Consider the following 24970-nt stretch of genomic DNA (forward strand, 5'->3'; position numbering starts at 1 on the left):
TAGATGGAGCCAGCCCTCGCCACCAGTGTCTTCGACTCCCTGCGCCTCGATGCTGTGTCCGACCAGGAGGGGCTGCGCCGGGTCTACGAGCTCCCCAGCGACGCTGCCGTGCGCAAGCAGATGACCGAGCTCACCGCGCAGACCCGGCAGTTGATCGCCTGCGCATCGCTGGTCCTGGTCGCCAGCGTGGACGCCGAGGGCAACATTGACGTCTCCCCGCGCGGCGGCCCCGCCGGGTTCGTCGCCGTCCTGGACGCGCGGACGGTGGCGATACCGGACGCGACGGGCAACAAGCGTCTTGACAGCCTCCAGAACGTCGTCGCCACCGGCCGGGCCGGGCTGCTGTTCGTCATCCCGGGGCGCACGACGACGCTGCGGTTGAACGGCCGGGCCTGCGTCTCCACGCGGCCCGAGCTGCTGTCGCAGCTGACCGCCGTGGGCAAGCCACCGGCCAGTGCGCTGGTGGTGGGGATCGAGGAGGTCTACCCGCACTGCCCCAAGTCACTGCTGCGCAGCGGGGCGTGGAAGCCGGAGCAGTGGCTGCCGGTGGACGCCCAGCCGACCTCGGCCGAGGTGACCCTGGCCCAGCTCCGGATGCCGGACCTGACGATCGCAGACATCGAGCAGGCCGAGGCGGACGCGCTGAAGTATCGGTACGAATGACGGGCATTCTCTCCGCATGCCCCTGCTGACGGCTCAATGCGATCATCGAGTGCCGGCAATCCGGCCAGACCGGCTCGCGGTGGGGATCAGCAGGTGGAGTGGAAAAGGCCACCCACCGGGATGGTCGCGATCAGGTCGTTGTAGACCGCCACGGCGGCTCGGGTCTCGGCCACGTGCACGGTCACTCCCCGCTCCCCCAGCCATGCCAGCGCCTCGGGCGTCACCTCGAGGACCTGATCCATGCCGCGGGACAACACCACCGTGGTGGCACCGGCCGCCACCAACTCCTCGACGTCGGCCGTCTGGATGCCCGGACGATGCCGCGTGCCGGCCTCATTCCAGTCCCACGCCCGCCCGCCGCCGGGGTACAGCTTCGCGTCCTTGAACGACCCGAGACCGTCAACCTCGACGCGGCCCCACTCGATGCGCAGGATCCGGGGTGCCTCATCCACGCCCGGCAGCCTACGGCCAGGACAGGTAGATGCGTCAGCCGCACGGTCAACCCTGTTGCTCTCGGCATGGTGACCCGCTGGCCGTGGTCTTGCGCAGGAAGCGCAACGCGGCACGGATCAGCCGCCCCCCACCGCTCGATCAACCAGCCACCGCTCCTCTGCCGCACGCGATGTCTGGTGGCGTTGGAGGCGTCTGCGAAGATCAAACGCATGTCGTTGCCGGCGTGTGGAGGCTGTGGTTTTCGTTCGGGCGGTCCGGCGACGGCCCCGCGTTGGCGAAACAGCTCCACGACCTCGTCGCGTCGAGCTTGCCTCCGGCGCTGACGCGTTGCCCGGCGCACGCGCGTTGGTCGAGCGCCTAAAGGACCGCGTGCCGATCGCGGTGGCCAGCAACAGCCCGCGGTCCTTCGTCGCCGCCGCGCTGGCCTCCACGGGCCTGCACGAACTGTTCGACCACGTGCTCGCCGCCGAGGATGTGACAATCGCCAAGCCCGCACCCGACCTCTACCTCGCCGCCTGCGCCGTCCTACGCGCCGATCCCGCCCGCAGCGTCGCGTTCGAGGACTCGCCGACCGGCGTCGCCGCGGCCCGGGCGGCCGGCATGTACGTCGTCGGCGTGCCGTCACTGCCCCGCGTGGGACTCGACACCGACGCGACCTACCCCTCGCTGGCCGACCAGGCCCTCACCGCGTGGGCGACCGAGACCTAGGACCCATACTGGTACGCCGGCGCAAGCAGCTCGTACAACCTGTTCCAGTTCGGGATGTCCTCCGCGGCCAGGTGTGCGGCAAGGCGGTCGAGGAAGGCATGGGTGCCGGGCAGGAAGCCCTGTGCGTTGCGCAGGCCCAGTCCGTGATGGGTGAACACGAGCACGGTCGCGTCGTCGTCTTCCGTGAGCTCGTAACGGACCACACCGGCTTCGACGATGCGCTGGTGCCACTCGTGCTCCAGCACCGCCGTCCGGCTGCCGCCGCCGGCCGGGGACGGTGGCTGCCACGTCAGGATCGTGCCTGTCATGCGTTTGGCGTCCGGTGGCGCGGGCGGGTCGTGCGGCAGCATCGCGATCGTGCCACCGGCGCGCGCGTCGATCGTCGTGGTGCCGAACCACGTCTCGCGCGCCTTCGGGTCGGTGATCGCGGCCCAGACCGCGTCGATCGGGTACGGCAGCCGGCGCCGGAACGTCATCGTCACGGACTCGCCGTGCATGTCGAGGTGGCCCAGCCGGTCGTCAACGGTCATCGTGCGCTCCTTGTCCAGGTGGTGCGGCCAGATGTGCCTCGATCGCGTCCAGGTGGCGTGCCCAGTAGTCGCGGTAGCGCCCGAGCCAGGCGTCAACCTCCGACAACGGCTCGGTGCGCAGCGTGTAGATGCGACGCTGAGCCTGCGCCCGCACGTCAACCAGCCCGACCTCGCGCAACACCCGCAGGTGTCGGGAGATCGCTGGCTGGGTCAGGGCCGGAAAGGCCGCCACGAGGTCGCCGGCCGGGCGCGCGCCGCCGGTCAGCAGGTCGAGCATGGCGCGCCGGGTCGGGTCGGCCAGCGCGGTGAAGACGTCCACCTCGCCAGTATCACTCAATGCTCATATAAGCACAACGTCATACAGCACAGGAGGGGTCCCACGCGGGCGCGCAGGCGACGGCGGTGCTGAAGGCGGTCGATCGTTCGGAGATCAGCCGCAGCAGATCTGGGAATTCCACTGCGGCTGATCTACCGCACGAATCAGCCGAGCAGGCGTCGCTCCTCTTCCGCCGACAGCGGCTCGATGCCGTCCCGTGGGCCGCCCCGGGCGTTGTCCCACGCCAGGACGTCGGCGACGATCTCGCCGACCTCGCGGTGCGTCAGGCCAGCGGCGACGGCGCGGTCGCCGGAGACCAGGTTCGCCGCACTCCATTGCGGATCAGCGATCCAGAGTGGTACGCCCATCCACGGGTCAGCCCCCGCCGAAAGCAGCCGCTCGCTCGGCACCCAGACCAGTTCCTCACTAGAGCCGGTCACCGCACGGCACGCGGCGAGCAACGAGGCCATGGGCATGACCGGTCCCACCACGTTGAAGACGCCACCGGCGGTGGCGCCGACGAGGAACGCCGCGAGGTCGCGTACGTCGACGAACTGGGTCGGGTCGTCAGGGTGGCCCGGCGCCAGGATCGGTCCTGGCCGTTGGAAGCGCCGTGGCCAGTACGGGAACCGTTCCGTCGGGTCGTGCGGGCCGACGATGAGCCCAGGCCGGGCGATCAACGCCCGTGGACCGTAGAGCGACGAGACGACCCGCTCGCACAAAGCCTTGCGACCGCCGTACGAGTCGTCCTCCAGCACCGCGGCGCCTTCGACCGGCGGCACGCTCTGGTCGGCGTACACGGAGACCGACGAGACGAACACGTACCGGTCGACCGAGTCCCGCAGCGCGGCGGCCGAGAGCGAGACCACCGACGGGAGATAGCCGGCGCAGTCGACGACCAGGTCGAAGTGCCGGCCCGCGAGCGCCGACAGGGAGACGGTGCGGTCGCCGACCACGGTTTCCAGATGGGGATAGAGCTCCGGGGCGGTCTGTCCCCGGTTGAAGAGTGTTACCGAGGCGCCGCTGGCGAGCGCCCGGTCGACCACGGCACGACCGACGAAGCGGGTGCCGCCGAGAACCAACACATGCATGGTGGTGAGCTGTCCTTTACGGGTGATGAGATCAATGGGGCATGCGAAAGGAGGCCGTGCGCAGACATAGCCTCACCCCGATATCTCACCGCCCACCCCCATCGACGGAGGCGGCATCCGCCGTTGGACATTAACATCTCGCCCATGGAGGCGCGGGCGAGGATCACGCGGCGTTCGGTGTTGATGTCCGTCGGTGGGTTGCTCGTCGGGTGTACGCCGGACCCCCAGCCGGGAACCGTCCAGCTCCGTCTCGCCACCGGTCCCGCCGGCGCCGTCTATCGCCGCATCGGTGGGGCGCTGGCCGCGCACATCACCGAGCAGGTGCCGGGCGCCACGGTGACCACCGTGCCCAGCGGCGCCTCCACCGACAACATCCGGATGCTGCGGGCCAACACCGTCCAACTCGGACTGTCCAGCCTGGACGCCGTCATCACCACCGGCGGCACGGCACCGGACGGCATCTCGGCCGTGTGCCGGCTCTACGACAGCCATCTGCACCTGGTCGTCATGGCCGGCTCGGCGATCGACGAGTTCGCCGACCTCGCGGGCAAGCGCGTCTCGCTCGGCGCGCACGACTCCGGCACCGAGTTCACCTCGCTGCGGGCGCTCGCGCTCGGGCCCGTGGACGCCGACGGCCGCAACCTCAGCCAGGCCGAGTCCGCCGCCGCCCTGCGCGCCGGCGAGATCGACGCGATGTTCTCCCTGACCGGCGTGCCCACGCCGGCCATCACGGAGCTCGCGCAGCAGCACCCGATCCGGCTGATCCCGCTGGACCGCCAGGCGGACGCGCTCGTCACCGCCTACCCCGGCCCGTACGCACCGGCGACGATCCCCGGCACCGCGTACGCCGGTGTGCCGGCCACCCGTACCGTCGCCGTCCCGAATGTCCTCCTGGCCCGCAACGACCTGTCCGACGACCTGGTCTACGCCATCACCGACACGATCTTCACGCAGACCATCACCGCCGCCAGCCGTGGTGACGCCGAGGCCATCCCGGAGGCGTGGCAGATCAACGTGCGCACCGGCATCTCGACGGGCTCGATCCCGCTGCACCCCGGCGCGGCGCAGTGGTTCCGCGACCGCAAGCGCTAAGCGGCGGCGACGACGACGGGCAGGGCAACGACGGCGGCGAACCCGAAACCCGACCCGTCCGGGCGCGCCAGCCCGTCCTCCAGCCGCAACGAACCGCCCGCCGCACCGACCAGGTCAGCGCAGATCGCCAACCCCAGACCGGTCCCGGGTACGTTCTGGTGGCGCGGCGACCGCCAGAACCGGCCCAGCGCCTTGCCCCGGTCGGCCGGGTCGATGCCGAGACCATCGTCCTGGACGGCGATCGTCACCGACGACGCGTCCGCGACAGCGGTCACCGACACGACCGACGCGTCCGAGAGCCGCAGCGCATTGCTGATCAGCTCGTCCAGCACGCTGCCCAGCCCGCCCGGCGGCTCCAGCAACCGCAGCCCCGGGGGTGCCGACACCGACAAGGTCTGCCCCGCGGAGAGCGTCAGAGCCCGCCAGCGGTCGACCCGGGTGGCCAGCACCGCGTCCAGGTCGACCGGCGAGGCCGTACGCATGCTCTCCATCCGGGCACTGGCCTGCAGCGCGTTGAGCATCCGCTGCATCGCCTTCAGCTCGTCGACGGCCACGTCGAAGACCGGGCGACCGGGGTCGGCCAGGTGCGGTGACAGGCTCTCGACCGCCAGCCGCAACGAGGTCAACGGGTTGCGCAACTGGTGCGACGCGTCGGAGACGAAGGCGCGCTGGCGCTGCACGGCATTCTCCACCGCGTCCATCATGGTGTTGAACGACTGCGCCAGCCGACGCAGCTCGACCGGGCCGGCCTCGGAGTCGGCGCGGATCGTCAGGTCGCCTTCGGAGATCCGGGCGGTCGCCGCGTCGAGCTTCCGCACGGGGCGCAGCACCCACGCCGACACCGGCCAGGCGACCGCGGCCAACGCGACCAGCGGAAGCAAACCGAGGCCGGCCAGCCGCCCCCACCGCAGCAGAATGCGGTCCCGGGTCTTCGACAGGTCCGAGATGGTCACGACCGCGCCGACCACCTCGCTGTCGCGGCCCACCGGCTCGGCGACCACGAGCGCCGAGTCGTCCCACGGCGCCCACTCCCCCGACGGCTCGGACCTGGCTCCGGCCAGCGCCGCGGTGACGATCCGGACCAGGGCCGGCTCGGACCGGGCCGCCTCCTGGTACGCGCCGGCCGGGCCGAGCAGGACCGCCCCCGAGACGTCGATGACCACCACCGGGATGCCGTAGAGGTCGTGATAGCGGGACAGTTCCTGGTGCAGCGCCTCGGTGCGCCCGGTCGTCAGCGCGGTCTCGGCCAGCGAGGCGAACCGGCCGACGTCGTTGAGGCGGTCGACGTATGTCTCCTGCATCTCCCGCTCGGCGACGGTGATGCCCAGCGGCACCCCGAGCGCGGCGACGAGCAGCACCGCGAGCGGCACCAGGACGACCAGCAGGCGACGATGCACGCCGACTCAGCCGATCAGCTCCGGCGCCTCGGCGAGGAGCCGGTAGCCGACGCCGTGGATCGTGCGGATGAGCACGTCCGGGCCGAGCTTGTGGCGCAGCGCCGCGATGTGGGTGTCCAGGGTGCGGCTCGACGACTCCCAGGTGGCGCCCCAGATCAGGTCGAGGATGACGTCGCGGCTGACCACGTTCGGCGCGCGCCGCGCCAGCAGCAGGAGCAGCTCGAACTCCTTGCGGGTCAACGTAACCCGCGTGCCGGCGACGCTGACCTCGCGGGTGCCGACACCGATCCGTATCGGGCCGACGACGAGCGGGCCGTCGGGGTGGCTCGCGGCCCGCGCCGCCCGGGTGCGCCGCAGCACGGCGTCGATCCGGGCCAGCAACTCGGGGACGCCGAACGGCTTCACGATGTAGTCGTCGGCTCCTGCGCGCAGGCCGCGTACCCTCTCATGCTCCTCGGACCTGGCCGTGACCGCGATGACGGCGGTCTCGGGCCGGTCGCGCAGCCGGCGGATCACGTCGATCCCGTCACCGTCCGGAAGTCCGAGGTCGACCAGGACCACGTCAGCGGGCTCGGCGCGGGCGGCCTCGGCCGCCGTGGCGATGCGGTGCACTTCGTAGCCCGCCTGCGCCAGGACGGTCACCAGACCCCGCGCCACGCGGTCGTCGTCCTCGATGACCGTAATCCGCATACCGGCGGATTGTACGGCCCGACAACCATCCGGTCAGCCATCGAGTTCTTGGGATTCCTCTGACACCATAAGCCGCCGCTCCAGCCGAAACTGAGGCCGCGCATCGACGAAGTTGCACGTTCCAACGAGGAGGGCGCAGATGAGAAGAACAAGCCGTGCCGCCGCGGGATTCATCGCCGCGGTCGGTGTCGTGTCGCTCGTCGCCTGTTCCGATAACGGCGGCGCCGGCACCGGCAGCGGCGGGAACGCTTCGAACTACCCGAACCAGAACATCACGTTCGTCGTGCCGTTCAGCGCGGGCGGCCCGACCGACACCGTCACCCGCATGATCGCCGAGCCGATGGGCAAGAAGCTCGGCGCCCAGATCGTCGTCCAGAACGTCGAGGGCGCGGGCGGCACGGTCGGCGCGGGCGAGGTCGCGCGGGCCGATCCAGACGGCTACACGGTGCTCATGCACCACATCGGCATGTCCACGGCACCGGCCCTGTACGCCAACCTGGACTACAAGCCGCTCGAGGACTTCGAGATGATCGGCCTGGTCACCGAGGTGCCGATGACGGTCGTCGCGCGCAAGGACTTCCCGCCCGCGACGTTCCAGGACCTGGTGGCGTACGTGAAGGCCAACGCCGACAAGGTGACGCTGGCCAACGCCGGCATCGGTGCGGCGTCCCACCTATGTGGCCTGCTGTTCCAGTCCGCGGCGGGCGTGAAGCTCCAGGAGGTGCCGTACCAGGGCACCGGCCCGGCGCTGACCGACCTCGTCGGTGGCCAGGTCGACTTCATGTGCGACCAGACGACCAACACCAGTGGTCAGATCACCGCGGGCAAGGTGAAGGCGTACGCGGTGACCACGCCGGAGCGGGTGAAGAGCCTGCCGGACGTGCCCACGACGACCGAGTCCGGCATGCCCAACCTCCAGGTCAGCGTGTGGCACGGCCTCTACGTGCCGAAGGGCACGCCGCAGGAGGTCGTCCAGAAGCTGTCCGAGGCGCTCAAGGTGGCGTTGGCGGACCAGGCCGTCATCGACCAGATGGCCAAGCTCGGCACCGCGCCGGTCCCCGCGACGGACGCGACACCGGAGGCGCACCGGGCGCACCTGGACGAGCAGCTCAAGACCTGGGCGAAGATCATTTCCGACGCCGGGGTCAAGGCCTCCTGACGATGGAACGCAGAAAGTCCCTCGCGGACATCCTCGCCGGGGGAATCTTCGTCCTGATCGGCGGAGCATTCGTGGTGGGGTCGCTCGGCTACTCGCTGGGCACCCCACTGCGGATGGGCCCCGGTTACTTCCCGCTGCTGGTCGGCGCCGTCATGGGCGCCCTGGGCCTGGCGATCGTCGTGAAAGGACTGGTCGCCGGCGAGGTCATCACGCTCACCGCGGTCCCCTGGCGGGCCGTCGCGGCCATCGTGATCGCCGTCGTCTTCTTCGGTTTCACCGTACGCCGGCTCGGTTTCGTGCCGACCTCGTTCGTGACCGCCCTGCTCACCACGCTGGCCAGCTCCCGCGTGCGCCCGTGGTGGGCGCTCGCCGTCGCGGCCGGCCTGACCCTCGGCGCAACGCTCATCTTCGTCGTCGCACTCCAGCTCCGGATCCCGCTGTTCGGTCCGTGGCTCCAGTTCTGACGCGTCACCCGGATTGAGGCATGGACCTTCTCGACAACCTCGCGCTGGGCTTCTCGACCGCCTTCCTGGTCCAGAACGTCCTGTACTGCTTCGTAGGCGTGCTGCTCGGCACGGCGGTCGGCGTGCTGCCGGGCATCGGCCCGACGGCGACGGTGGCGATGCTGCTGCCGATCACGTTCAACTTCGAGCCGGTGACGGCCCTGATCATGCTGGCCGGTATCTACTACGGCGCGCAGTACGGCGGCTCGACGACAGCGATCCTGATCAACCTGCCTGGCGAGTCGTCGGCGGCGGTCACGGCGCTAGACGGCCACGAGATGGCCCGGCAGGGTCGAGCCGGCCCTGCTCTGGCGGCGGCCGCGATCGGGTCGTTCTTCGCGGGCACGGTCGCCACGGTCATCCTGGCCGTCGCGGCACCACCACTGGCCGACGTCGCGCTGAAGTTCGGGCCGGCCGAGTACTTCTCGCTCGTACTCCTCGGCTTGATTGTCTCTATCGCCCTGGCCCGGGGTTCCGCTTTGAAGGCGCTGGCGATGATCGCGCTGGGCATCCTGTTCGGGACGGTCGGGCAGGACATCTACACGGGTACGCCTCGTTTCACTTTCGACCAGCGGTCCTTGTACGGCGGGATCGACTTCGTGTCGGTCGCGGTCGGCCTGTTCGGCGTAGCGGAGATCCTGCGCAACCTGGAGAACGAGTCCACGCGGGCGGCGGTGGTGTCGAAGGTCCGCAACCTGTGGCCGACGCGTTCAGATCGGCGCCGGATTGTCGGCCCGATCCTGCGCGGCACGGGGCTCGGATCGGCGCTGGGAGTGCTGCCCGGCGGCGGTCACGTGCTGGCGTCGTTCACCTCGTACGCGGTGGAGAAGCGGGTCTCGAAACGCCCGGAGGAGTTCGGCCGCGGCGCGATCGAGGGGGTGGCCGGCCCCGAGTCGGCGAACAACGCGGCGGCACAGACGTCGTTCATCCCGCTGCTCACCCTGGGCCTGCCCGCCCACCCGGTGATGGCGCTGATGGTGGGCGCGTTCATCGTGCACGGCATCACCCCGGGCCCGAACGTCATCAACGACGAGCCGGCCCTGTTCTGGGGCCTGATCGCCTCGATGTGGATCGGCAACGTGCTGCTGGTGCTGCTGAACCTGCCCCTGATCGGCATGTGGGTCCAGATGCTCCGCATCCCGTACGCGGTCCTGTTCCCGATGATCATCCTTTTCGCCGCGATCGGCACATACTCGCTGAACTTCAACGCCTGGGACGTCTACGCGATCGTCTTCTTCGGCCTACTGGGCTACATCCTCATCAAATGCGGCTGCGAACCGGCCCCGATGCTGCTGGGGTTCGTTCTTGGGCCGCTGCTTGAGGAGAACCTGCGGAGGGCCCTGATCATCTCCCGCGGCGACGCGACGGTCTTCCTGACCCGCCCGATCTCCGCGGTCCTGCTGGCGGTCGCGGTAGCGGCCCTGGTCGTCGCGGTCCTCCCAACCATCCGCAAGCGCCGCGAGGAGGTCTTCACCGAGGAGGAATAGGAGAGCCGAGCGACACTACTCCGCCACCCACGCCTGCGCTGCGGCCCGCATTTCCCAGGTGGGCACGCCGCCTCGGATGGGCCATGCCCGCGTCCTTCTGTCCTCGCGAAGGTCAGCGGACGCGTGGGCCAGGACCAGGACGGCTGGTTCGATGCCTTCGGCGAGGGCCGCGACCAGACGGCAGCGTCCGTCAAGCAGCACGTAGCCGTCGAAGGCGGTCACGGACCACAGCAACAGCGGCGGAAGCGTTCCTTCGCGGGCCTGTCGGCGGAAGGCCTTCACGCGGGCCGAATCGGCATCGGGTAGTTGGGTCAGGGGCAGCACGCCGTTCCACCCGTCCCACCAGTCGAGGTAACTGTCGGGGTAGTCCGTGACGAGGTCGCCTCGCAGGCAGTATGCGGGCAGTTTCCGAGGCCCGAGGATCCACGACCCGTCGTGCAAGGGTCCCGCGCCGTCGTCCAGCCAGGACGCGAACTGATGAGCCCAGCGCCCGAACCAGGCCGTGTCCCCGGACGGAGTGATCTGGCGTGCGTGGTCGGCACGCAGCGGCGGAAGCGGCGAGACGTAGTCGCCCGTCCGCTGCACGTCCACGCCGTCGTTCCAGCCGCGCACCTTCCCGAGAAGGACCAGGCGATTCTGTTGGCGCAGCAGCAAGCGTCCGCCTGATGCCACCTCGAACCGCAGACCCGGTGTGGCGCGGCCCGTGACGACCAGCCCAAGGCCGCTCTCGGAATCCCTCAGCTTGATCCGGCGCACCGCGCAAGCCTAGGTCCGGGCCCGCGCCGGCGGACGGCCGTCTAGGCTGCGCCGCGTGCTTGATGGGCTTGAGGCGATTACCTGGGGTGAGCTTTCGCACGCGTATGGTGGCGCGGAAGATACGCCCGGGCTGCTGCGCCAAGTGGCCTCAGCCGACGGCGAACTGGCCGCGCAGGCAGCCTCCGACCTGCACGGGAGCATCTTCCATCAGGGCAGCGTTTACCCGGCGACGGTGAGTGCGGTGCCGTTCCTCGCGAAGCTCGCCGTGGGTGCGCCGCACCAGCGCGCCGAGTTGGTGTGGTTTCTGGGGATGCTGGCCGACGATCGGCATGCCTACGGTCGCGATTTTCCGCAGGTGCGGGCGGCCGTCTCGGCCCACCTGGACAGCCTGGTGCTCCTGCTCGACGACACCGAGCCGCTGGTCCGCGAGGCGGCGGCCTATGCGGCGGCGAAGGCGGGCGTGAACGCCGAGCCGATCTGGCGACGGTGGGCTCTCGAGGACGACCCGGCGGCGCGGGCGACCCTGGCCCTCGCACTGGGTGAGGTGACCTCCCTCGGGGCGGAAACGGTGCTGCGTGAGGCCGCGCTGCACGGTGAGCCGCGGGTAAGGGTGGCCGCCGCCGTGGCATTGCTCCGCGCGGGTGTGGACTGGCCGACCGGCACCATCACCTCGCTGGTCGCCGCGATCGAGGACGACGCGGCCATCGCGTGGGCCTGGGGACGTGACGGCGACTGGACGGACGAGCTCGTGACCGCACCGGCCGCGCCGGTCGCGGTCGCCGTCGTCGAGGAACTGCTGCGCTCCGGCGATCCGCGCGTGCGCCGGGTCGGGCTTTGTGGCTTGAGTGCGCGCTGCGACGCCCAGCGCTCGGCGCCGCCGGTGTTCGTGCCGCTGGTGGCGCCACTGCTCGATGACCCTGATTCCGAGGTGCGGCACGGCGTCGCGGACGTGCTGCGCCGGGCCGGTGCGGCGGCGGAGCGGTTCGCCGATCTGCTCGCCGAGCTCGCCGGCCGGTTCCCTGACACCGCCGGCCAGCGAGGATTCACCACCGAGTACCGGGCGGCGGAGACGTTGCAGTGGCTCGGTGATCCGCGCTGGGTCGAGCCGGTCTGTGCGGCGGCCGCCCGCGGTCACACGGTCCGGTTCATGCCACGCACGGTCCGCTACACGCCGCAGGTGCTGGTCGCGGTGCGGGAGCAGCTCAGGACCCTACCGGAGTCCGCCGGGTTGCTGGCACCGATGCTGGGGCACTGGGGCACCGATGCCGCCGCTCTCCTGCCGGAGCTGCTCGCCGCCATCGGCCCGGAGGTCGCTGAGACGCTGCTCCTGCTGGGCCTCGACGATCACGCTGCCGTCCCCTACTGGCGGGTCCGGGCGTCGGAGAGGGGCGACCTACACGCGGCCCTCGCCGTGCGACGGCTGACCGGCGACACCGACGTGGTGCTCGATGCCCTGCGGGCGGTGCTGACGGGAGACGCGCCGGTGTCCCGGATGCCGATGCCGGCCATCGGGGACCTCGGCGAACTGCTGACGCCGCTGCTGGAGACCGCGGCCACCCACCTGACCGGTGTGGCCGAACGGGTCTACGCGGGGCGGGACAGGCAGATCCTGGCGGCGCGGGTGGTAGCGGCCGTGACCGGGCCGAAGGGGGTGTTGCCGACGGTGGAGGCCGTACTCGTCGCCGGAGACACGCCTGCCCGTCACGCCGCGGACTTCATCGCCGACCTGGCGCAGGAATCCCCGGAGTCGGTCACCCACCTCGCACCGCTTCTGAGAGCGCGGCTGGACGATCGCTGGAGCCGGCTGTCGGCCGCCCGAGCCCTCGCCCGACTCGGCACGCCGACCGCGGAGCTGACCGAACCGCTCGTTCGCGGAATCAAGGACTACGGCGGGCGGATCGGTCCGGCCACCATCCTCGAGCTGCGGGCGAGCGAGACGATCCCGGCCCTACGGGACCTTCTCGGCAGCGACAAGCGGTCCAGCTTCGGGGGCTCCGCGGATGACCTCGTGTGGACCGACGAACTGCTGCAGGACCTTGTCAAAGACACGATCAGGCTGCTCAGCAAAGCCTGACGACCACAGCTCAATGCCAGCGGCCCATCCAGTCGCCCGGGTGGGCTGCGCGGAAGTCGGTCAGGGCCTCGTCCGTGCGGGCCGCGATCGTGATGAGGTCGCCCGTTCGCCGGAGGATGACGTCGGGGCTGATGTGCCACGGCTTGTTCCACTCCATCGCCGGCAACAGGGTTGACAGTGGAGTGAGGCCGTCGAGCAGGTCGCCGTCGTAGTCCGTCAACTGCCGGCCGTCGGAGCGGTCGCCGGCCTCGGCGGTCTCCCACAGCACCAGTTCGACCAGGTTGATCGAGAAGCGGTCGGTGTACGGCTCCGGGCGGTACGGAAAGTCGACGTACACCGGCGGATCGTCGTCCCACGATCGCACCGGCATCGAGAAGAACGCGGTCGCCTGGTGAGTGCATCTGAAGGTCAACATCCGGGAGTCCGGGTCGTACTCCAGCTCGTCGATCTCGTACAACGCGCCGCTCCGGCTGGTCAGGTTCGGGTTGCGGCCGATGAGCTGGTAGGCCTGCCGGACCGCCTCGGGCAGCCGCACCCCGAGCCGTTCCTCGGCCTCGTCGAACTCCTCCGGAGTCACGTCGTCCCGCTCCCTGATCGGCGAGACCCACTCGGCCGCGAACCCCCTGATGAAGCGCCACACATCGTCGTACGTGTCGAGGGAGCGCAGTCCGTCCACAAGGTCAAAGCCCATGGCCCGAGAGCCTAGGCCGAGTCGGTTGGGCGACACGGAGCAACTCAACGGCCGCACTGGTCGTCAGCTTGCTTATAGACAGCCGTCCTCCGGGTTTGGAGGATGGTTACTGCTGGACGGTTGCGCGACGACTCACGGGGGGCCATCATGCGCATCCATTTCACCCGGCTCGACCTGGCGCGAACTCAGCTCGCCGACGGGCCGGATCCTATGTGGGAGGCGGTCAACAGCCTCCAGGCCTTGCAGGGCCGCTACGGCCAGGCCGAACTGCGGCAATGGCGCTCGCAGACAGCCCACGAACTGCGCGGCACCGGGCTTGCCGCAGCCGTCCGGCACCAGCTTTTCCCGCTGGTCCCGCATGCGGCGTACTTTCCCGACCTGGTCACGCCGCTCGAGGGCGCGCTCGGGCTCGACGCCGGCATCGAGGCCATGTTGTCCACGCCGCGCGGTCGCATTGTCGCGGAGATCGACCGGCTCAAGCCTGATCGCGCGGGCCGCGCCCACCTGGAGAGGTTCCGGGCGGGACGGGCGAGCGACCTCAACGCCTGTGGCGACCTGATGCGGTTGTACTACCGGGCCGCCGTCGACCGCATCCGCGAGAAGATCACCGAGGCCGTGGACCGGGACCTGGCCGTCCGGCGGACCGCGGTCCACACCGCCGGCATCGACGGGCTGCTCTCGAGCTACGAGCCGCTGATGCGGTGGCGGTACCCGGTGCTGGAACTGCCCTCGCATCCTTCCGCGCGCGACGTCTACCTCCAGGGTCGCGGGGTGCGGCTCATCCCGTCGTACTTCTGCCGCACCCATCCCCTCACCGTCTACGACGGGTCGCTTCCGCAGGTCGTCGTCTACCCCGTGCGCCACACGGCCGAGACGGGCGACAGCCAGGCGCTGGCCAGGCTCCTGGGCGAGACCCGCGCGGCGGTGCTGATCTCGATCCACAAAGGTTGCGGCACCGGTCAGCTCGCGCTGCGGGTGGGGATCTCGGCGCCCGCGACCAGTCACCACATCGGCGTGCTGCGGGACGCCGGACTTGTCGCCAGCAGCCGTTCGGGTACGTCGGTCCACCACACCCGCAGCCGCCTGGGTGACGCGCTGATCCGCCGCTACGGACCACCCTGACCCGCCACACGCAGGCAATTTCCACCAGCATGGAAACTCCTCCCCCGCCCGACCCGGCCCCGGGGAGAGTGGTCCGATGGGTGACCGCATCGAACCGTTCACCGTCGAGGTCTCTCAGGACGAGCTCGACGGCCTGCGCGTACGACTCCAGAACGCCCGTTGGCCCGATGAGGCCCCGGGCGACGGCTGGACCCGCGGCGTGCCGCTCGCCCGTCTGCGGGGGCTGGCGGAGCACTGGCAGTCCGGGTACGACTGGCGCGCGCAGGAGGACCGACTCAACGCGTTCCCGCAGTTCACCACCCGGATCGACGGGCAACGCATCCACTTCCTGCATGTCAGATCCCCGCGGCCGGACGCGAAGCCGTTGCTGATCACGCACGGCTACCCAAGCTCGGTGGCCGAGTTCCTGCACCTGATCGACCTGCTGACCGAACCAGAGCCGCCGGACGGGCAGGCGTTCCACGTGATCGCGCCGTCCCTGCCGGGCTATGCCTTCTCGACGCCGCTGTCCGGCCCGGGTTGGGCGATGGGCCGCACAGCCGCCGCCTGGGTCGAGCTGATGCGCCGCCTGGGCTACGAGCGCTACGGGTTGCACGGCGGAGACGTCGGGGCCGGCGTCTCGGGCACGGTCGCGGGGCTCGACGGCGCCCGCGTGATCGGGGTGCACGTGGTCACGGACCCGCTGACCGCCGCGAACGTCGCGACCTTCATGCCGGGTATGGCCGACCGCCTCGACGCCGCCGACCCGGTCGACAAAGCCATCCTGGATCGGATGGACGCGTTCCGCCGGGAGGGGTCGGGATACCTCGCGATCCAGAACAGCCGACCACAGACGATCGGGTACGGGCTGGTCGACTCACCCCTGCTGCTGCTCGCCTGGATCGCCGAGAAGGTCCACGAGTGGACGGACCTACCCGTCGACGACGACCAGTTGCTGACGAACGTGTCGCTCTACTGGTTCACCCGCTGCGGCATGACCACCGCACACACGCTGTACGAGCAGGCCCACTCCACGGACTGGGGTCCCCCCGCGTCCGTGCCGCAGGGCTTCGCGGTCTTCGGCGCCGACGAGACGGTCCGCCGGATCATCCCCGCACCGGCCGGCACGCACTGGTCGGAATTCCCACGGGGCAAGCACTTCCCTGCGATGGAGGCGCCGGCGGAACTGGCCGCGGACCTGCGGACGTTCTTCGGACCGCTCACCTAGTCGCCCCGCCAGCGCGGCAAACGGGGGCCTCGCTGGCGGGCGGTCGTTCCAAATTCGGCAACATCGGTCTACGAAAGGTGAATCATGAAAGGTTTCGTGGCGCGCGTCCTCCTGATGACGATCGCCTTGTGTGTGAGCGCGGTGGTGGTGGCCGCCCCGCCGGCGTCCGCGGGCGTCTGCTTGTTCTTTGACCCGTGGTGCAACCTCGACAACGCGGCCAGCAACCCCATCGAAGTGGTGGACGGATGGTGCAACGGCGACGACGACACCCCGATCCCCGGCAACTCATGGCCACGCGGCTGCAGCGGAACTCAGAGAACCGTCTCGCCGGGTCAGGTCGGACGCGATCAGGACGCCTTCCAGGCACCGGCTGGCTGTGCGACCGCTGGTCGGCTCATCACGTATCGACTGCTCGGGTCCAACAAGGTCGAGTACTTCAACTACGACCTCACCCGGGCTGATACGAGCATGTGGTACCGGTTCCACAATGACCAGAGGGTCATCATCGACAGCATCGCCTGCTATGACCCACCACCGGCCTCCGCCCCTCCGGCCATTCCGCGGAACCTGCGCGTCGCCGGTCGCACCGACACGTCGGTCTCCCTGGCCTGGGACTACGTGCCCGGCCTGTACTACCGCGTCTACCGCAACTCGACCCTGGTGAGCATCGTGGATCGTGGGTCGTACAACGACATCCAACTCAAGGCCTCGACCACATACAGCTACATGGTGAAGGGTTGCAACGACGACGGCCCGCAGGAGCGATGCCTTGCCGGGTACGTCAACGGATCGACGCTGTCCAGCGGGGGCGGAGGCGGCGGTGGCGGCGGCGGGGGTGGCGGCGGTAGCGGCGCGACGTGGCCCGGCTCGCGCAACGATCTCAACGGCGACGGAAAGGCCGACCTGCTAGCGCTCTACAACGACAACACGATGGCCTGGTATCCCGGCAAGGGCGATGGCGGCTTCTGGTCGGCACGCGTAGGCGGACCCGCCGGATTCCTGCAGATGGCCAAGGCGGACCTCAACCGCGACGGCATCAAGGACATGCTCGCGCTCTACACCGACTACACGCTGGCGTGGTACCCGGGCAAGGGCGACGGCACGTTCTGGTCGGCCCGCATTCTCGGCCCAGCGGGCTTCAAGCTGATGAACCTCGCCGACCTCAACGGCGACGGCATCATCGACCTGCTCGCCCTCTACACCGACAACACGCTGGCCTGGTATCCCGGCAAGGGCGACGGCAGCTTCTGGTCGGCACGCGTAGGCGGACCCGCCGGATTCAAGCTGATGTCCCTCGCCGACCTGGACGGTGACAACAAGGCCGACCTGCTCGCCCTCTACACGGACGACACGCTGGCGTGGTACCCGGGCAAGGGCGATGGCACCTTCTGGTCGGCCCGCATCCTCGGGCCTGCCGGCTTCAGGCTGATGTCGCTGGCCGACCTGGACGGCGACAGCAAGGCCGACCTCCTGGCCGTCTACACGGACGGCACGTTCGCCTGGTATCCGGGCAAGGGCGACGGTGGTTTCTGGTCTGCCCGAGTCCTGGGCGAAGGAGGCGGCTTCAAGCTCTTGACTCTGTAGACAAGCGGGCCGCGCCGAATCCTCAGGACTCGGCGCGGCCGTTCTTCCAGTAGCCCATGAACGCCACCGATTTCCGGTCCCAGCCCTGTTCCTTCACCAGGTGCCGGCGCAGCGTGGTGATGGCGGCCGACTCCCCCGCCAGCCACGCGTAGCGGTCACCGACCGCGCCCTCCTCCGGCACCTCCCAGATGTCGCCGTCCGGGTCGAGCTCGTCGACCACCGCCCGCACGCCGGCCGGCACCGGCGTGCGGTTGCCGGCCACCACGTGCTGGACCGCCGCCACCAGGCGGGCGCCGTAGTCATGCCCTCCGTCGCGGCATACCCACTGCACCCGCACGCCGGTCGGCGCCGGCAGGTCCAGCGCGTCCTCACGAGCGGGAATCTCCAGCACCACGTCACCGCGGGCAGCGGCCGGCAGGCGGGACAGGATCGCCGCCACCGCCGGCACCGCGGTCTCGTCGCCCGCGATCAGCAGGCGGGCGCCGACCGGTGGCCGGAACTCCAGCCCGCCGTGGTCACCGTCGTACTCGGCGTTCGGGCCCAGCAGGACCAGCGAGTCACCGGCCGCGGCGAGCAGGGCCCACTGGGAAGCCGGGCCGCCGTCGCCGTGCAGCACCATGTCCACATCGACCTCGCCAGCGTCCGCGCGGACAGCCGCGGCCGTGTACGTCCGGATCGGGTTCCGATGCGAGTCCGGCAGCGCCCGCCACTCAGACCACCAGTCCTCGTGCGTCGGCAGAAACGCGAAACCGTGCGAAGGCACCGGCAGGCACAGCTTGATCCGCTGGTCGTAACCGTTGTCCGCAAAGGACTTCAAGCAGTCGCCGACGAAGGTGACCCGGATGAACGACGGGCTGAGCCGCCGCACCGCGCCGACCGTCACCGGGAAGAACCGCCACGAGGGGGTCATGAAGCGCCTCCAGACGCGGTCCGGGACCGCCACAACAGCCAGATGAAGTACGGGGTGCCGATCAGTGCGGTGATCAGACCGGCGGGGATCTGCGCCGGCGCGATGACGGTCCGGCCGACGGTGTCGGCGGCGCTGACCATCAGGGCGCCGAGGAGGGCGGCGACCGGGAGCACTCGGGCGTGCCGGCCGCCGACCAAGGCCCGGGCCGCGTGGGGTGCGACCAGGCCGACGAAACCGATGACGCCGACCGCCGACACCGCGGTCGAGGTCAGCAGGGCCGCGGCGACCAGGGCGATCATCCGGGTGCGTTCGAGCCGCACCCCGAGCACCCGCGGCGTGTCCTCGTCAAGGGCGAGCAGGTCCAGATCACGCCGGGCGTACGCGAGCAGCGGCAGTGCGATCAGCAGCGCCACGAGCACCGGGACCACCTGGCCGGCGGTGCGGCCGTAGGTGGACCCCGACAGCCAGGTCAGCGCCTTGCCGGTGTTCCACGGGTCGGTGGCGATGATGATCATCGTGATCACCGCGAACAGGCCGGTCTGCATGCCGATCCCGACCAGGACGAGGCGGTCGGAGCTGAGCCCGCCACGCCACGACAGGCCGTAGACGATCGCGAACGCCAGCAGCGCGCCCAGGCCGGCCACGCCGGACATGGCCCAGACCCCGGCGAGCGGGGCGAACGAGATCAGGGTGACCGCGCCGACGCCGGCACCGGCGGAGATGCCCAGCAGGCCGGGCTCGGCGAGGGGGTTGCGACAGACCGCCTGCACGGTGGTGCCGGCCACGGCCAGCGCCGCACCGGCCAGCAGGGCCGCGAACACGCGCGGATACCGCTGGTCGAGCACGAACGTGTACGCCGGCCCCGTCTTGTCGGAGAGCCAGTTGACCACGTCGCCGAGCAGCACCCAGGTGTCGCCGGCCAGCATGCCGACGATCACCGCGCCGACGACCAACAAAGACGAGACCGCGAGCACCACCAGGAACGCGCCACGGGTACGCAGGCGGCCGGAGGTCGACTGTGGTGTGTTGCCGGCGTCGCGATGCCGGCGGGCGAGCCAGACCAGGAGCGCCGCACCGAAGAGAGAAGTGACCACGCCGGTCGGCACCTCGACGCCGGCCTGCGCGCCGACGATGGCCCGCAGCAGCACGTCGGAGCCGACGACGACGAGCATGCCGACGATGCCCGACAGCGGCAGCAGCACCTTGTGCCGCAGCACGCCGGGCACGGCGCGGGCGAGCAGCCGGACGATCACCGGTGCGCACAGGCCGACGAAGCCGACCGGGCCGACCAGCGTCACCGCGGCCGCCGAGAGCAGCACGGTCAGCAGCACGACGACGAGCCGGGTGCGCCGCACGTCGACGCCGAGCGAGGTGGCCGGGTCGTCGCCGAGGGCCAGGATGTCCAGCCGGCGACCGGCGAGCAGCAGACCGACCACGGCCAGGGCGATGACCGGGCTGAGCCGGGTCACGCCGGACAGGTCGCTCTGCACCAGCGAGCCGCTGCCCCACGCGTACAGGCCGATGGTGTTCTGCTCGAAGAGCAGCAGGAGCACGGTGGTCAGCGAGCCGAGGGCGAGCGCGACCGCGGTGCCGGCCAGGATGAGCCGGGTCGGTCCCGCCCGGCCGCCGGAGGAGAGTGCGAGCACGAGGCCGGAGGCGAGCAGGCCGCCGAGGAACGCGAGGCCGCCGGAGGGCAGCACGCCGAGGCTGATGCCGAACGCGGAGACCGCGACCACGGCGAGGTAGGCGCCGGCGTTGACCGCGAGGGTGTCCGGCGAGGCGAGGGCGTTGCGGGCCAGCGACTGGAGTCCCGCACCGGCCACGCCGAGGGCGACGCCGACCACCAACGCGGCCAGCAGCCGGGGCAGGCGGGAGGCGACCAGCACCTGGGTCGTGCCGGCGTCGTCGCCGCCGAAGAGCAGCCGGAGCAGGTCGGACGCGCCGACCGACGAGGTGCCCTGGGTGAGGTGGACGGCCGCGAACAGCACGGCCAGGGCGGCCGCGACAGCGAACGCCGCCGCCACCCGTACGCGCCTGGGCGCCGGGAGGTCGGCGGCGGTCGCTGTCGGCCGCTCCGCTGTGGAGAGACTCATCAGCCCTTGTACGCCGCGACGACCGCGTCGATCCACTGCGTGCACGACTTCGGGCCGCCGAAGGTCCAGATGCCGTTGGGCAGCTTGGTCACCTTGTTGGCCTTGACGAACGAGAGGTTGTCCCAGATCGCGTTGCCCTTGAGCCCATCGGCGAAGACGTCGACGCCGTCCGAGGCGTTGTAGAAGAACCGCACGTCCTTGCCGTCGAGCGCCTTGACGCCCTCGACGTCGGTCTGGCCAAGGCCCCACTGCGGGTCGCCTGCGGCGGTCCAGGCGTTCTCCAGGCCGATCGCGGTGCCGACGTCGGAGAGCAGCGCGCCCTTGCCGAACATCCGGATGGAGACCGTGCTCCCTTCCTTCCAGCCGTCGGCCATCACGAACTGCTTGCCACCGGCGGCCGCGGCGATCTCGGTCTTCGCGGAGGCGATGCGGGCGTCGAGGTCGGAGAGCAGCTTCTCGCCCTCGGGCTTCTTGCCGACCGCGGTCGCGATCATCGTGACGTCGTCGCGCAGGCGGTCCAGGTTGCGCTTCGCGTCGCTGCCGATGGTGACCAGCACCGGCACGTACTTCTCGAGCTGCGCGACGATCGGCGCGCCCCGCTCGGCCTCCATCACGACCAGGTCCGGCTGCAGCGCGACGACCGAGTCGACGCTGGGCTCGCCACGGGTGCCGACGTCCTTGACCGAGGCGTCCAGCGGCGTCGAGGTGACCCAGGTGGCGTACCCCTTGTTGTCGGCGCTGCCGACCGGCATCACGCCGAGGCTGGCCAGGATCTCGGTCTCGCCCCACTCGAGGCTGACCACCCGGGTCGCCGGCTTCGGCAGAGTGATCTCCTTGCCCCGGCTGTCCTTGACCGTGACCGGTCCGGTGGCGGCGTCGGACGAGGCGGCGGGTGCGGGCGCGCCGGCCTCCTCCGTGGTGCCGCAGGCGCCGATCGCCAGGGCCGCGACAGCGGCGACGGCGAGCAGGGGGAATCGCTTCATACGGATTCTCTTTCAGGGGTACGCGACCGGCGATGGTGCCGGCCGACGGGTCGGGTGGAGAGGTGGCCGGTCTCGGGGTCCACGAGGACCTCGACCGGGATGCCGTAGGTGTCGGTCAGCGCCGTCTCGGTGAACACGTCACGCGGCTCGCCGGCGGCGACCACGCGGCCCTGGGAGAGCAGCACGACCTGGTCGGCGACGGCCGCGGCCTGGTCGAGGTCGTGCAGCACGACGCCGACCGCGACGCCGTGCTCGTCGGCGAGGTCGCGGGTCAGGTCGAGGATCTCCACCTGGTAGCGCAGGTCGAGGAACGTGGTCGGCTCGTCCAGCAGCAGCACCCCGGTGTCCTGGGCCAGGCAGGTGGCCAGCCAGACCCGCTGGCGCTCGCCGCCGGAGAGCTCGTCGACCGCGCGGTCGGCCATCGCGGTCACGCCGGTGACCTCCATGGCCCAGGCGACGGCCCGAGGACCGTCCGGGTCCTCTGCCCGCCAGCGGCCCCGGTACGGGTGCCGGCCGTAACAGACCACGTCGTGGACGCTCACGCCGGCGGGCACCGGGCGGCTCTGGGCCAGCAGCGTGACCTGCCGGGCGAAGTCGCGCGGGGACAACGCCAGCGCGGAGGAGTCTCCCAGCAGCACGTCGCCATTGACCGGTTTGTGCAGCCGGGCCAGTGCGCGCAGCACTGTCGACTTGCCGCTGCCGTTCGGCCCGACCAACGCGGTGACCTGACCTGGACGCAGCGTGATCGACGCGCCGTGCACGACGGCAGAGCCGTGGTAGGCGAGGTCGAGCCCGACGCCGCGAAGTTCCCCCTTGGACACGAGGTTAGGTTAGCCTATCTTCTGCACAGGTCAACCTAACCTCCAACCGGGCACTCGCTGTGACGACACGGCGCGATACCGCCGACGCGCCGTGACAGGACCGGATAACGTCATGCGGTGCTCTCGCTGCCCCGACGACTCGTCACCGCACTCACGGTGCTGCTCGCGATCGTCGTGACGGCCGCCCTCGCCTTCCACCGGTCGGTGCCCAACGTGGCCGGCTTCGGCAGCGTGCTCGACACGGCCGCGCCACTGTTGCTGCTCGCCGTGCCGGTGCTGATCCTCGGCGCGGTCCTGGCCCGGACCAAGCTGGCCGTCGTCGCGGTGCTGGTGCCACTGCTGGTCTGGGGCCTGCTGTTCGGCCGGGCCTGGCTGCCCAAGGGCGACCAGGGCGCCACCCAGCTCCGGGTGGCCAGCCAGAACGTCAACGCCGCCAACCCCGACCCGGCCGCCACCGCCGACGCGGTGGTGGCCACCGACGCCGACGTGGTCGCGCTGGTCGAGGTGGCCGAGGGCTTGCGCGACTCGACGGCCGCCACGATGGCCGCGCACTACGACCACCACGTGCGGGTGTCCACCGTGGAGCTGTGGAGCCGCTACCCGATCCTCGACTACGCGCCGGTCGACACCGCGCTGGGCTGGGAGCGCGCGCTGCGCGCCGTCATCGACACACCCGAGGGCGAGGTCACCGTGTACGCGGTGCACCTCGGCTCGGCCCGACCCGGCGTCACCGCCACCCGCGACCGCTCCCTGCGCGCACTGGCCGACGCGGTCGCCGGCGACCCGGCGGAGCGGCTGGTCGTGCTGGGCGACCTGAACACCGCCGTCACGGACCGAGTGATCGCACCGCTGCGCGACCACGTGCGCGACGCCCAGGCCGACGCCGGACGCGGCCCAGGCGCGACCTGGCCGGCATCACTCCCGGTGATCCGCCCGGACCAGATCTTCTACCGCGGTCTCGTCGCGACGATGTCCACCGTGGTGCACACGCCGGCGACCGACCATCGGGCCGTGGTGGCAGGCTTCCACTTCGGCTGATCCGCGCAAACGCTGCCGGTCCTTTCGGATGTGCAATGGGTACGATTCTCAACTGGCGGCGCGCGCGTCTGTCGCAAGACAGGTAGCCACGGTTACATCGGGCCTTGCCCGGCGTGGCCCGCGAGCGATTGTTCCCCTTCGACAAATCCGCCCTGGCGTTGGTTTCCGGCCGGTATCGGCATATCCGGCCTGGCCTGAATCCGGGTGTGCCGACGCGGGCGGCCAGTGGTTGTCCGGCCGGTCGTGGCCGACGCGACCCGGCAGGCCGTGACGATGTCCTCTCGACCGATCCGGGATGGGCGCCCGCGTTTCCGCACAGCATGACGCGAATCGTTCGGGCCGGCCGCGGACCGCGCGCTTACTGCTGGGCCGTTCGCCTGGCCAAGCCCACCAAAGGCCGATGCCGGAGGGGTCTGGTCGCGGCCCCGGGTGGCCGAGGTGGGAGTCGCCTGGCCTTGGCTCCCGGTCGCCGAAACCGGAGAGATCCGGCCCCGGCCCTGGGCGGCCGAGGTGGGAGTTGCCTGGTCCCGGCCCCCGCTCGCCGAAACCGGAGAGATCCGGCCCCGGCCCTGGGCGGCCGAGGTGGCAGGGGCCAGGTCCCGACCGCCGGTCGCCGAAACCGGAGAGATCCGACCCCGACCCTGGGCGGCCGAGGTGGCAGAGGCCAGATCCCGACCCCCGCACGCCGAAACCGGAGAGATCCGACCCCGACCCTGGGCGGCCGAGGTGGCAGAGGCCAGATCCCGACCCCCGCACGCCGAAACCGGAGAGATCCGACCCCGACCCTGGGCGGCCGAGGTGGCAGAGGCCAGATCCCGACCCCCGCACGCCGAAACCGGAGAGATCCGACCCCGACCCTGGGCGGCCGAGGTGGCAGAGGCCAGATCCCGACCCCCGCACGCCGAAACCGGAGAGATCCGACCCCGACCCTGGGCGGCCGAGGTGGGAGTTGCCTGGTCTTGGTCCCTGGTGGCTGAGACCGGAGAGATCTGGTCTCGCGGAGGGTTCGCCGTGGCGGTCGGTGTGTGGAGGCCGCGGGCGCTGGCCCTCGAGCGACGCAGGCGCTCGGCATGGCGTCGGATCAAGCCCCAGGACCGGCGGCGCTCATGCTCGCGGCGGAACTCTTCACCGGCAGGCGAATAACTGCGGAAAGCGGTGCGGTCGCGCATGACGGCCAGCTCCACACTGGTGAACAACTGAAGCTGCCGCACACATCAATTGTGCCGCATTCACGCCGCCAAATCCGGGCCGTCCGGCAATTCGATCATGCCAATCTGTGTCAATCACTAATGCGACCGGCCGCCTCGGATCGCAATGAATGGCGGGGCTTCGCGGACGTGCCCGATAAGAATGCAATGGCGTTCGCCGAACGCCACAGGCCGCCCCAACGGCAAGGTGCGCTCCGATGGCCGGTCCATCAGACTTCGAACCGCTGAGCGTGGAGCACGGCATCGGCGTACGCGAGGGCCTGTTCTGCGCGCACGCCGCCACCACCTAGCCGAAGCCGGCCGATGCCCGCGACCGCGCTCCGCGCCAGCGGCCGCGCGGGCACCACGACGGACCACATCGACCGCCTCATCACTGCAGTGGCCCAGGCGGTCA

The 24970-nt window shown here is 70.7% G+C and carries 23 protein-coding genes; 11 read left to right on the top strand and 12 right to left on the bottom strand.

The features are described 5' to 3' along the window. Positions 1 to 3: 3 nt before the first annotated feature. Positions 4 to 663: an MSMEG_1061 family FMN-dependent PPOX-type flavoprotein gene (locus BLV39_RS26720; protein ID WP_090798800.1), complete on the top strand. Its 660-nt coding sequence runs from the start codon at positions 4 to 6 to the stop codon at positions 661 to 663. 86 nt (positions 664 to 749) lie between these two features. Here the strand turns inward: BLV39_RS26720 and BLV39_RS26725 are convergent, their stop codons facing one another. After that, positions 750 to 1115 (bottom strand): Mth938-like domain-containing protein, encoded by a 366-nt coding sequence (locus tag BLV39_RS26725; protein WP_090798802.1) that lies wholly within the window; start codon positions 1113 to 1115, stop codon positions 750 to 752. A gap of 235 nt (positions 1116 to 1350) precedes the next feature. On the opposite strand from BLV39_RS26725, the gene BLV39_RS26730 reads away from it, so the two are divergent. Beyond that, positions 1351 to 1824, top strand: a complete 474-nt coding sequence (locus BLV39_RS26730; RefSeq protein ID WP_239083456.1) for an HAD family hydrolase — start codon at positions 1351 to 1353, stop codon at positions 1822 to 1824. Here BLV39_RS26730 and BLV39_RS26735 read toward each other — a convergent pair. The 3 genes from BLV39_RS26735 to BLV39_RS26745 form a co-directional block, all read right to left on the bottom strand. Continuing rightward, entirely contained in the window at positions 1821 to 2354 is a 534-nt protein-coding gene (locus BLV39_RS26735) for an SRPBCC family protein (protein WP_090798804.1), read from the bottom strand. The genes BLV39_RS26730 and BLV39_RS26735 overlap by 4 nt on opposite strands. Beyond that, positions 2344 to 2673: an ArsR/SmtB family transcription factor gene (locus BLV39_RS26740; RefSeq protein ID WP_090798806.1), complete on the bottom strand. Its 330-nt coding sequence runs from the start codon at positions 2671 to 2673 to the stop codon at positions 2344 to 2346. Before BLV39_RS26740 ends, BLV39_RS26735 begins: the two co-directional genes overlap by 11 nt. Before the next feature lie 161 nt (positions 2674 to 2834). Next, on the bottom strand, positions 2835 to 3761 hold the full coding sequence (locus BLV39_RS26745; protein WP_090798807.1) for an NAD-dependent epimerase/dehydratase family protein: 927 nt from the start codon (positions 3759 to 3761) through the stop codon (positions 2835 to 2837). 144 nt (positions 3762 to 3905) lie between these two features. On the opposite strand from BLV39_RS26745, the gene BLV39_RS26750 reads away from it, so the two are divergent. After that, positions 3906 to 4853 carry a TAXI family TRAP transporter solute-binding subunit gene (locus tag BLV39_RS26750; RefSeq protein ID WP_090798809.1) on the top strand — a complete coding sequence of 316 codons (948 nt, stop codon included), beginning with the start codon at positions 3906 to 3908 and terminating at the stop codon, positions 4851 to 4853. Here BLV39_RS26750 and BLV39_RS26755 read toward each other — a convergent pair. Together BLV39_RS26755 and BLV39_RS26760 are read right to left on the bottom strand one after the other, a co-directional pair. Next, a complete protein-coding gene (locus BLV39_RS26755) occupies positions 4850 to 6250 on the bottom strand; it encodes a sensor histidine kinase (protein ID WP_090798811.1) in 1401 nt (466 codons plus the stop codon). The two genes, BLV39_RS26750 and BLV39_RS26755, sit on opposite strands and share 4 nt — an antisense overlap. A 6-nt stretch (positions 6251 to 6256) precedes the next feature. Next, entirely contained in the window at positions 6257 to 6940 is a 684-nt protein-coding gene (locus BLV39_RS26760) for a response regulator transcription factor (RefSeq protein ID WP_090798813.1), read from the bottom strand. 139 nt (positions 6941 to 7079) lie between these two features. Between BLV39_RS26760 and BLV39_RS26765 the strand changes: the two genes are divergently transcribed. From BLV39_RS26765 to BLV39_RS26775, 3 genes are read left to right on the top strand one after another with little or no spacing between them, the layout of a single operon-like run. Then, positions 7080 to 8099, top strand: coding sequence for a tripartite tricarboxylate transporter substrate binding protein BugD (locus BLV39_RS26765; protein ID WP_090798815.1), 1020 nt, complete (start codon positions 7080 to 7082; stop codon positions 8097 to 8099). A 2-nt stretch (positions 8100 to 8101) separates the two neighbouring features. Beyond that, entirely contained in the window at positions 8102 to 8563 is a 462-nt protein-coding gene (locus BLV39_RS26770) for a tripartite tricarboxylate transporter TctB family protein (protein WP_090798817.1), read from the top strand. A gap of 20 nt (positions 8564 to 8583) precedes the next feature. Continuing rightward, positions 8584 to 10089: a tripartite tricarboxylate transporter permease gene (locus BLV39_RS26775; RefSeq protein ID WP_090798819.1), complete on the top strand. Its 1506-nt coding sequence runs from the start codon at positions 8584 to 8586 to the stop codon at positions 10087 to 10089. Positions 10090 to 10104: 15 nt separating this feature from the next. Here BLV39_RS26775 and BLV39_RS43685 read toward each other — a convergent pair whose 3' ends face one another. Beyond that, positions 10105 to 10845: a hypothetical protein gene (locus BLV39_RS43685; protein ID WP_204082617.1), complete on the bottom strand. Its 741-nt coding sequence runs from the start codon at positions 10843 to 10845 to the stop codon at positions 10105 to 10107. Between the two features lie 55 nt (positions 10846 to 10900). On the opposite strand from BLV39_RS43685, the gene BLV39_RS26785 reads away from it, so the two are divergent. Then, positions 10901 to 12919, top strand: a complete 2019-nt coding sequence (locus BLV39_RS26785; protein ID WP_090798821.1) for a hypothetical protein — start codon at positions 10901 to 10903, stop codon at positions 12917 to 12919. 10 nt (positions 12920 to 12929) lie between these two features. On the opposite strand, the gene BLV39_RS26790 is transcribed toward BLV39_RS26785, so the two are convergent. Beyond that, positions 12930 to 13610, bottom strand: a complete 681-nt coding sequence (locus tag BLV39_RS26790; protein ID WP_143049895.1) for an SMI1/KNR4 family protein — start codon at positions 13608 to 13610, stop codon at positions 12930 to 12932. Between the two features lie 147 nt (positions 13611 to 13757). On the opposite strand from BLV39_RS26790, the gene BLV39_RS26795 reads away from it, so the two are divergent. The 3 genes from BLV39_RS26795 to BLV39_RS26805 all read left to right on the top strand — a co-directional run bounded on the left by BLV39_RS26795 (position 13758) and on the right by BLV39_RS26805 (position 17523). Next, positions 13758 to 14732, top strand: a complete 975-nt coding sequence (locus BLV39_RS26795; protein WP_176985091.1) for an ArsR/SmtB family transcription factor — start codon at positions 13758 to 13760, stop codon at positions 14730 to 14732. Positions 14733 to 14808: 76 nt separating this feature from the next. Further along, a complete protein-coding gene (locus BLV39_RS26800; RefSeq protein WP_090798828.1) occupies positions 14809 to 15939 on the top strand; it encodes an epoxide hydrolase family protein in 1131 nt (376 codons plus the stop codon). Between the two features lie 84 nt (positions 15940 to 16023). Then, a complete protein-coding gene (locus BLV39_RS26805) occupies positions 16024 to 17523 on the top strand; it encodes an FG-GAP repeat domain-containing protein (RefSeq protein ID WP_090798830.1) in 1500 nt (499 codons plus the stop codon). 22 nt (positions 17524 to 17545) lie between these two features. On the opposite strand, the gene BLV39_RS26810 is transcribed toward BLV39_RS26805, so the two are convergent. Genes BLV39_RS26810 through BLV39_RS26825 form a run of 4 tightly spaced genes read right to left on the bottom strand, consistent with a single transcriptional unit; the run spans position 17546 to position 22330 of the window. After that, a complete protein-coding gene (locus tag BLV39_RS26810; protein ID WP_090800660.1) occupies positions 17546 to 18433 on the bottom strand; it encodes a siderophore-interacting protein in 888 nt (295 codons plus the stop codon). Then, entirely contained in the window at positions 18430 to 20526 is a 2097-nt protein-coding gene (locus BLV39_RS26815) for an iron ABC transporter permease (protein ID WP_090798831.1), read from the bottom strand. The genes BLV39_RS26810 and BLV39_RS26815 overlap by 4 nt, the downstream gene beginning before the upstream one ends. Continuing rightward, a complete protein-coding gene (locus tag BLV39_RS26820) occupies positions 20526 to 21509 on the bottom strand; it encodes an ABC transporter substrate-binding protein (RefSeq protein WP_090798833.1) in 984 nt (327 codons plus the stop codon). Before BLV39_RS26820 ends, BLV39_RS26815 begins: the two co-directional genes overlap by 1 nt. Next, positions 21506 to 22330: an ABC transporter ATP-binding protein gene (locus BLV39_RS26825; RefSeq protein WP_090798835.1), complete on the bottom strand. Its 825-nt coding sequence runs from the start codon at positions 22328 to 22330 to the stop codon at positions 21506 to 21508. The genes BLV39_RS26820 and BLV39_RS26825 overlap by 4 nt, the downstream gene beginning before the upstream one ends. A 117-nt stretch (positions 22331 to 22447) precedes the next feature. On the opposite strand from BLV39_RS26825, the gene BLV39_RS26830 reads away from it, so the two are divergent. Then, complete coding sequence (locus BLV39_RS26830) at positions 22448 to 23368, top strand: endonuclease/exonuclease/phosphatase family protein (protein WP_090798837.1); 921 nt, start codon at positions 22448 to 22450, stop codon at positions 23366 to 23368. Positions 23369 to 24970: the final 1602 nt, after the last annotated feature.

Source organism: Asanoa ishikariensis, assembly GCF_900107455.1.
Lineage (GTDB): Bacteria > Actinomycetota > Actinomycetes > Mycobacteriales > Micromonosporaceae > Asanoa > Asanoa ishikariensis.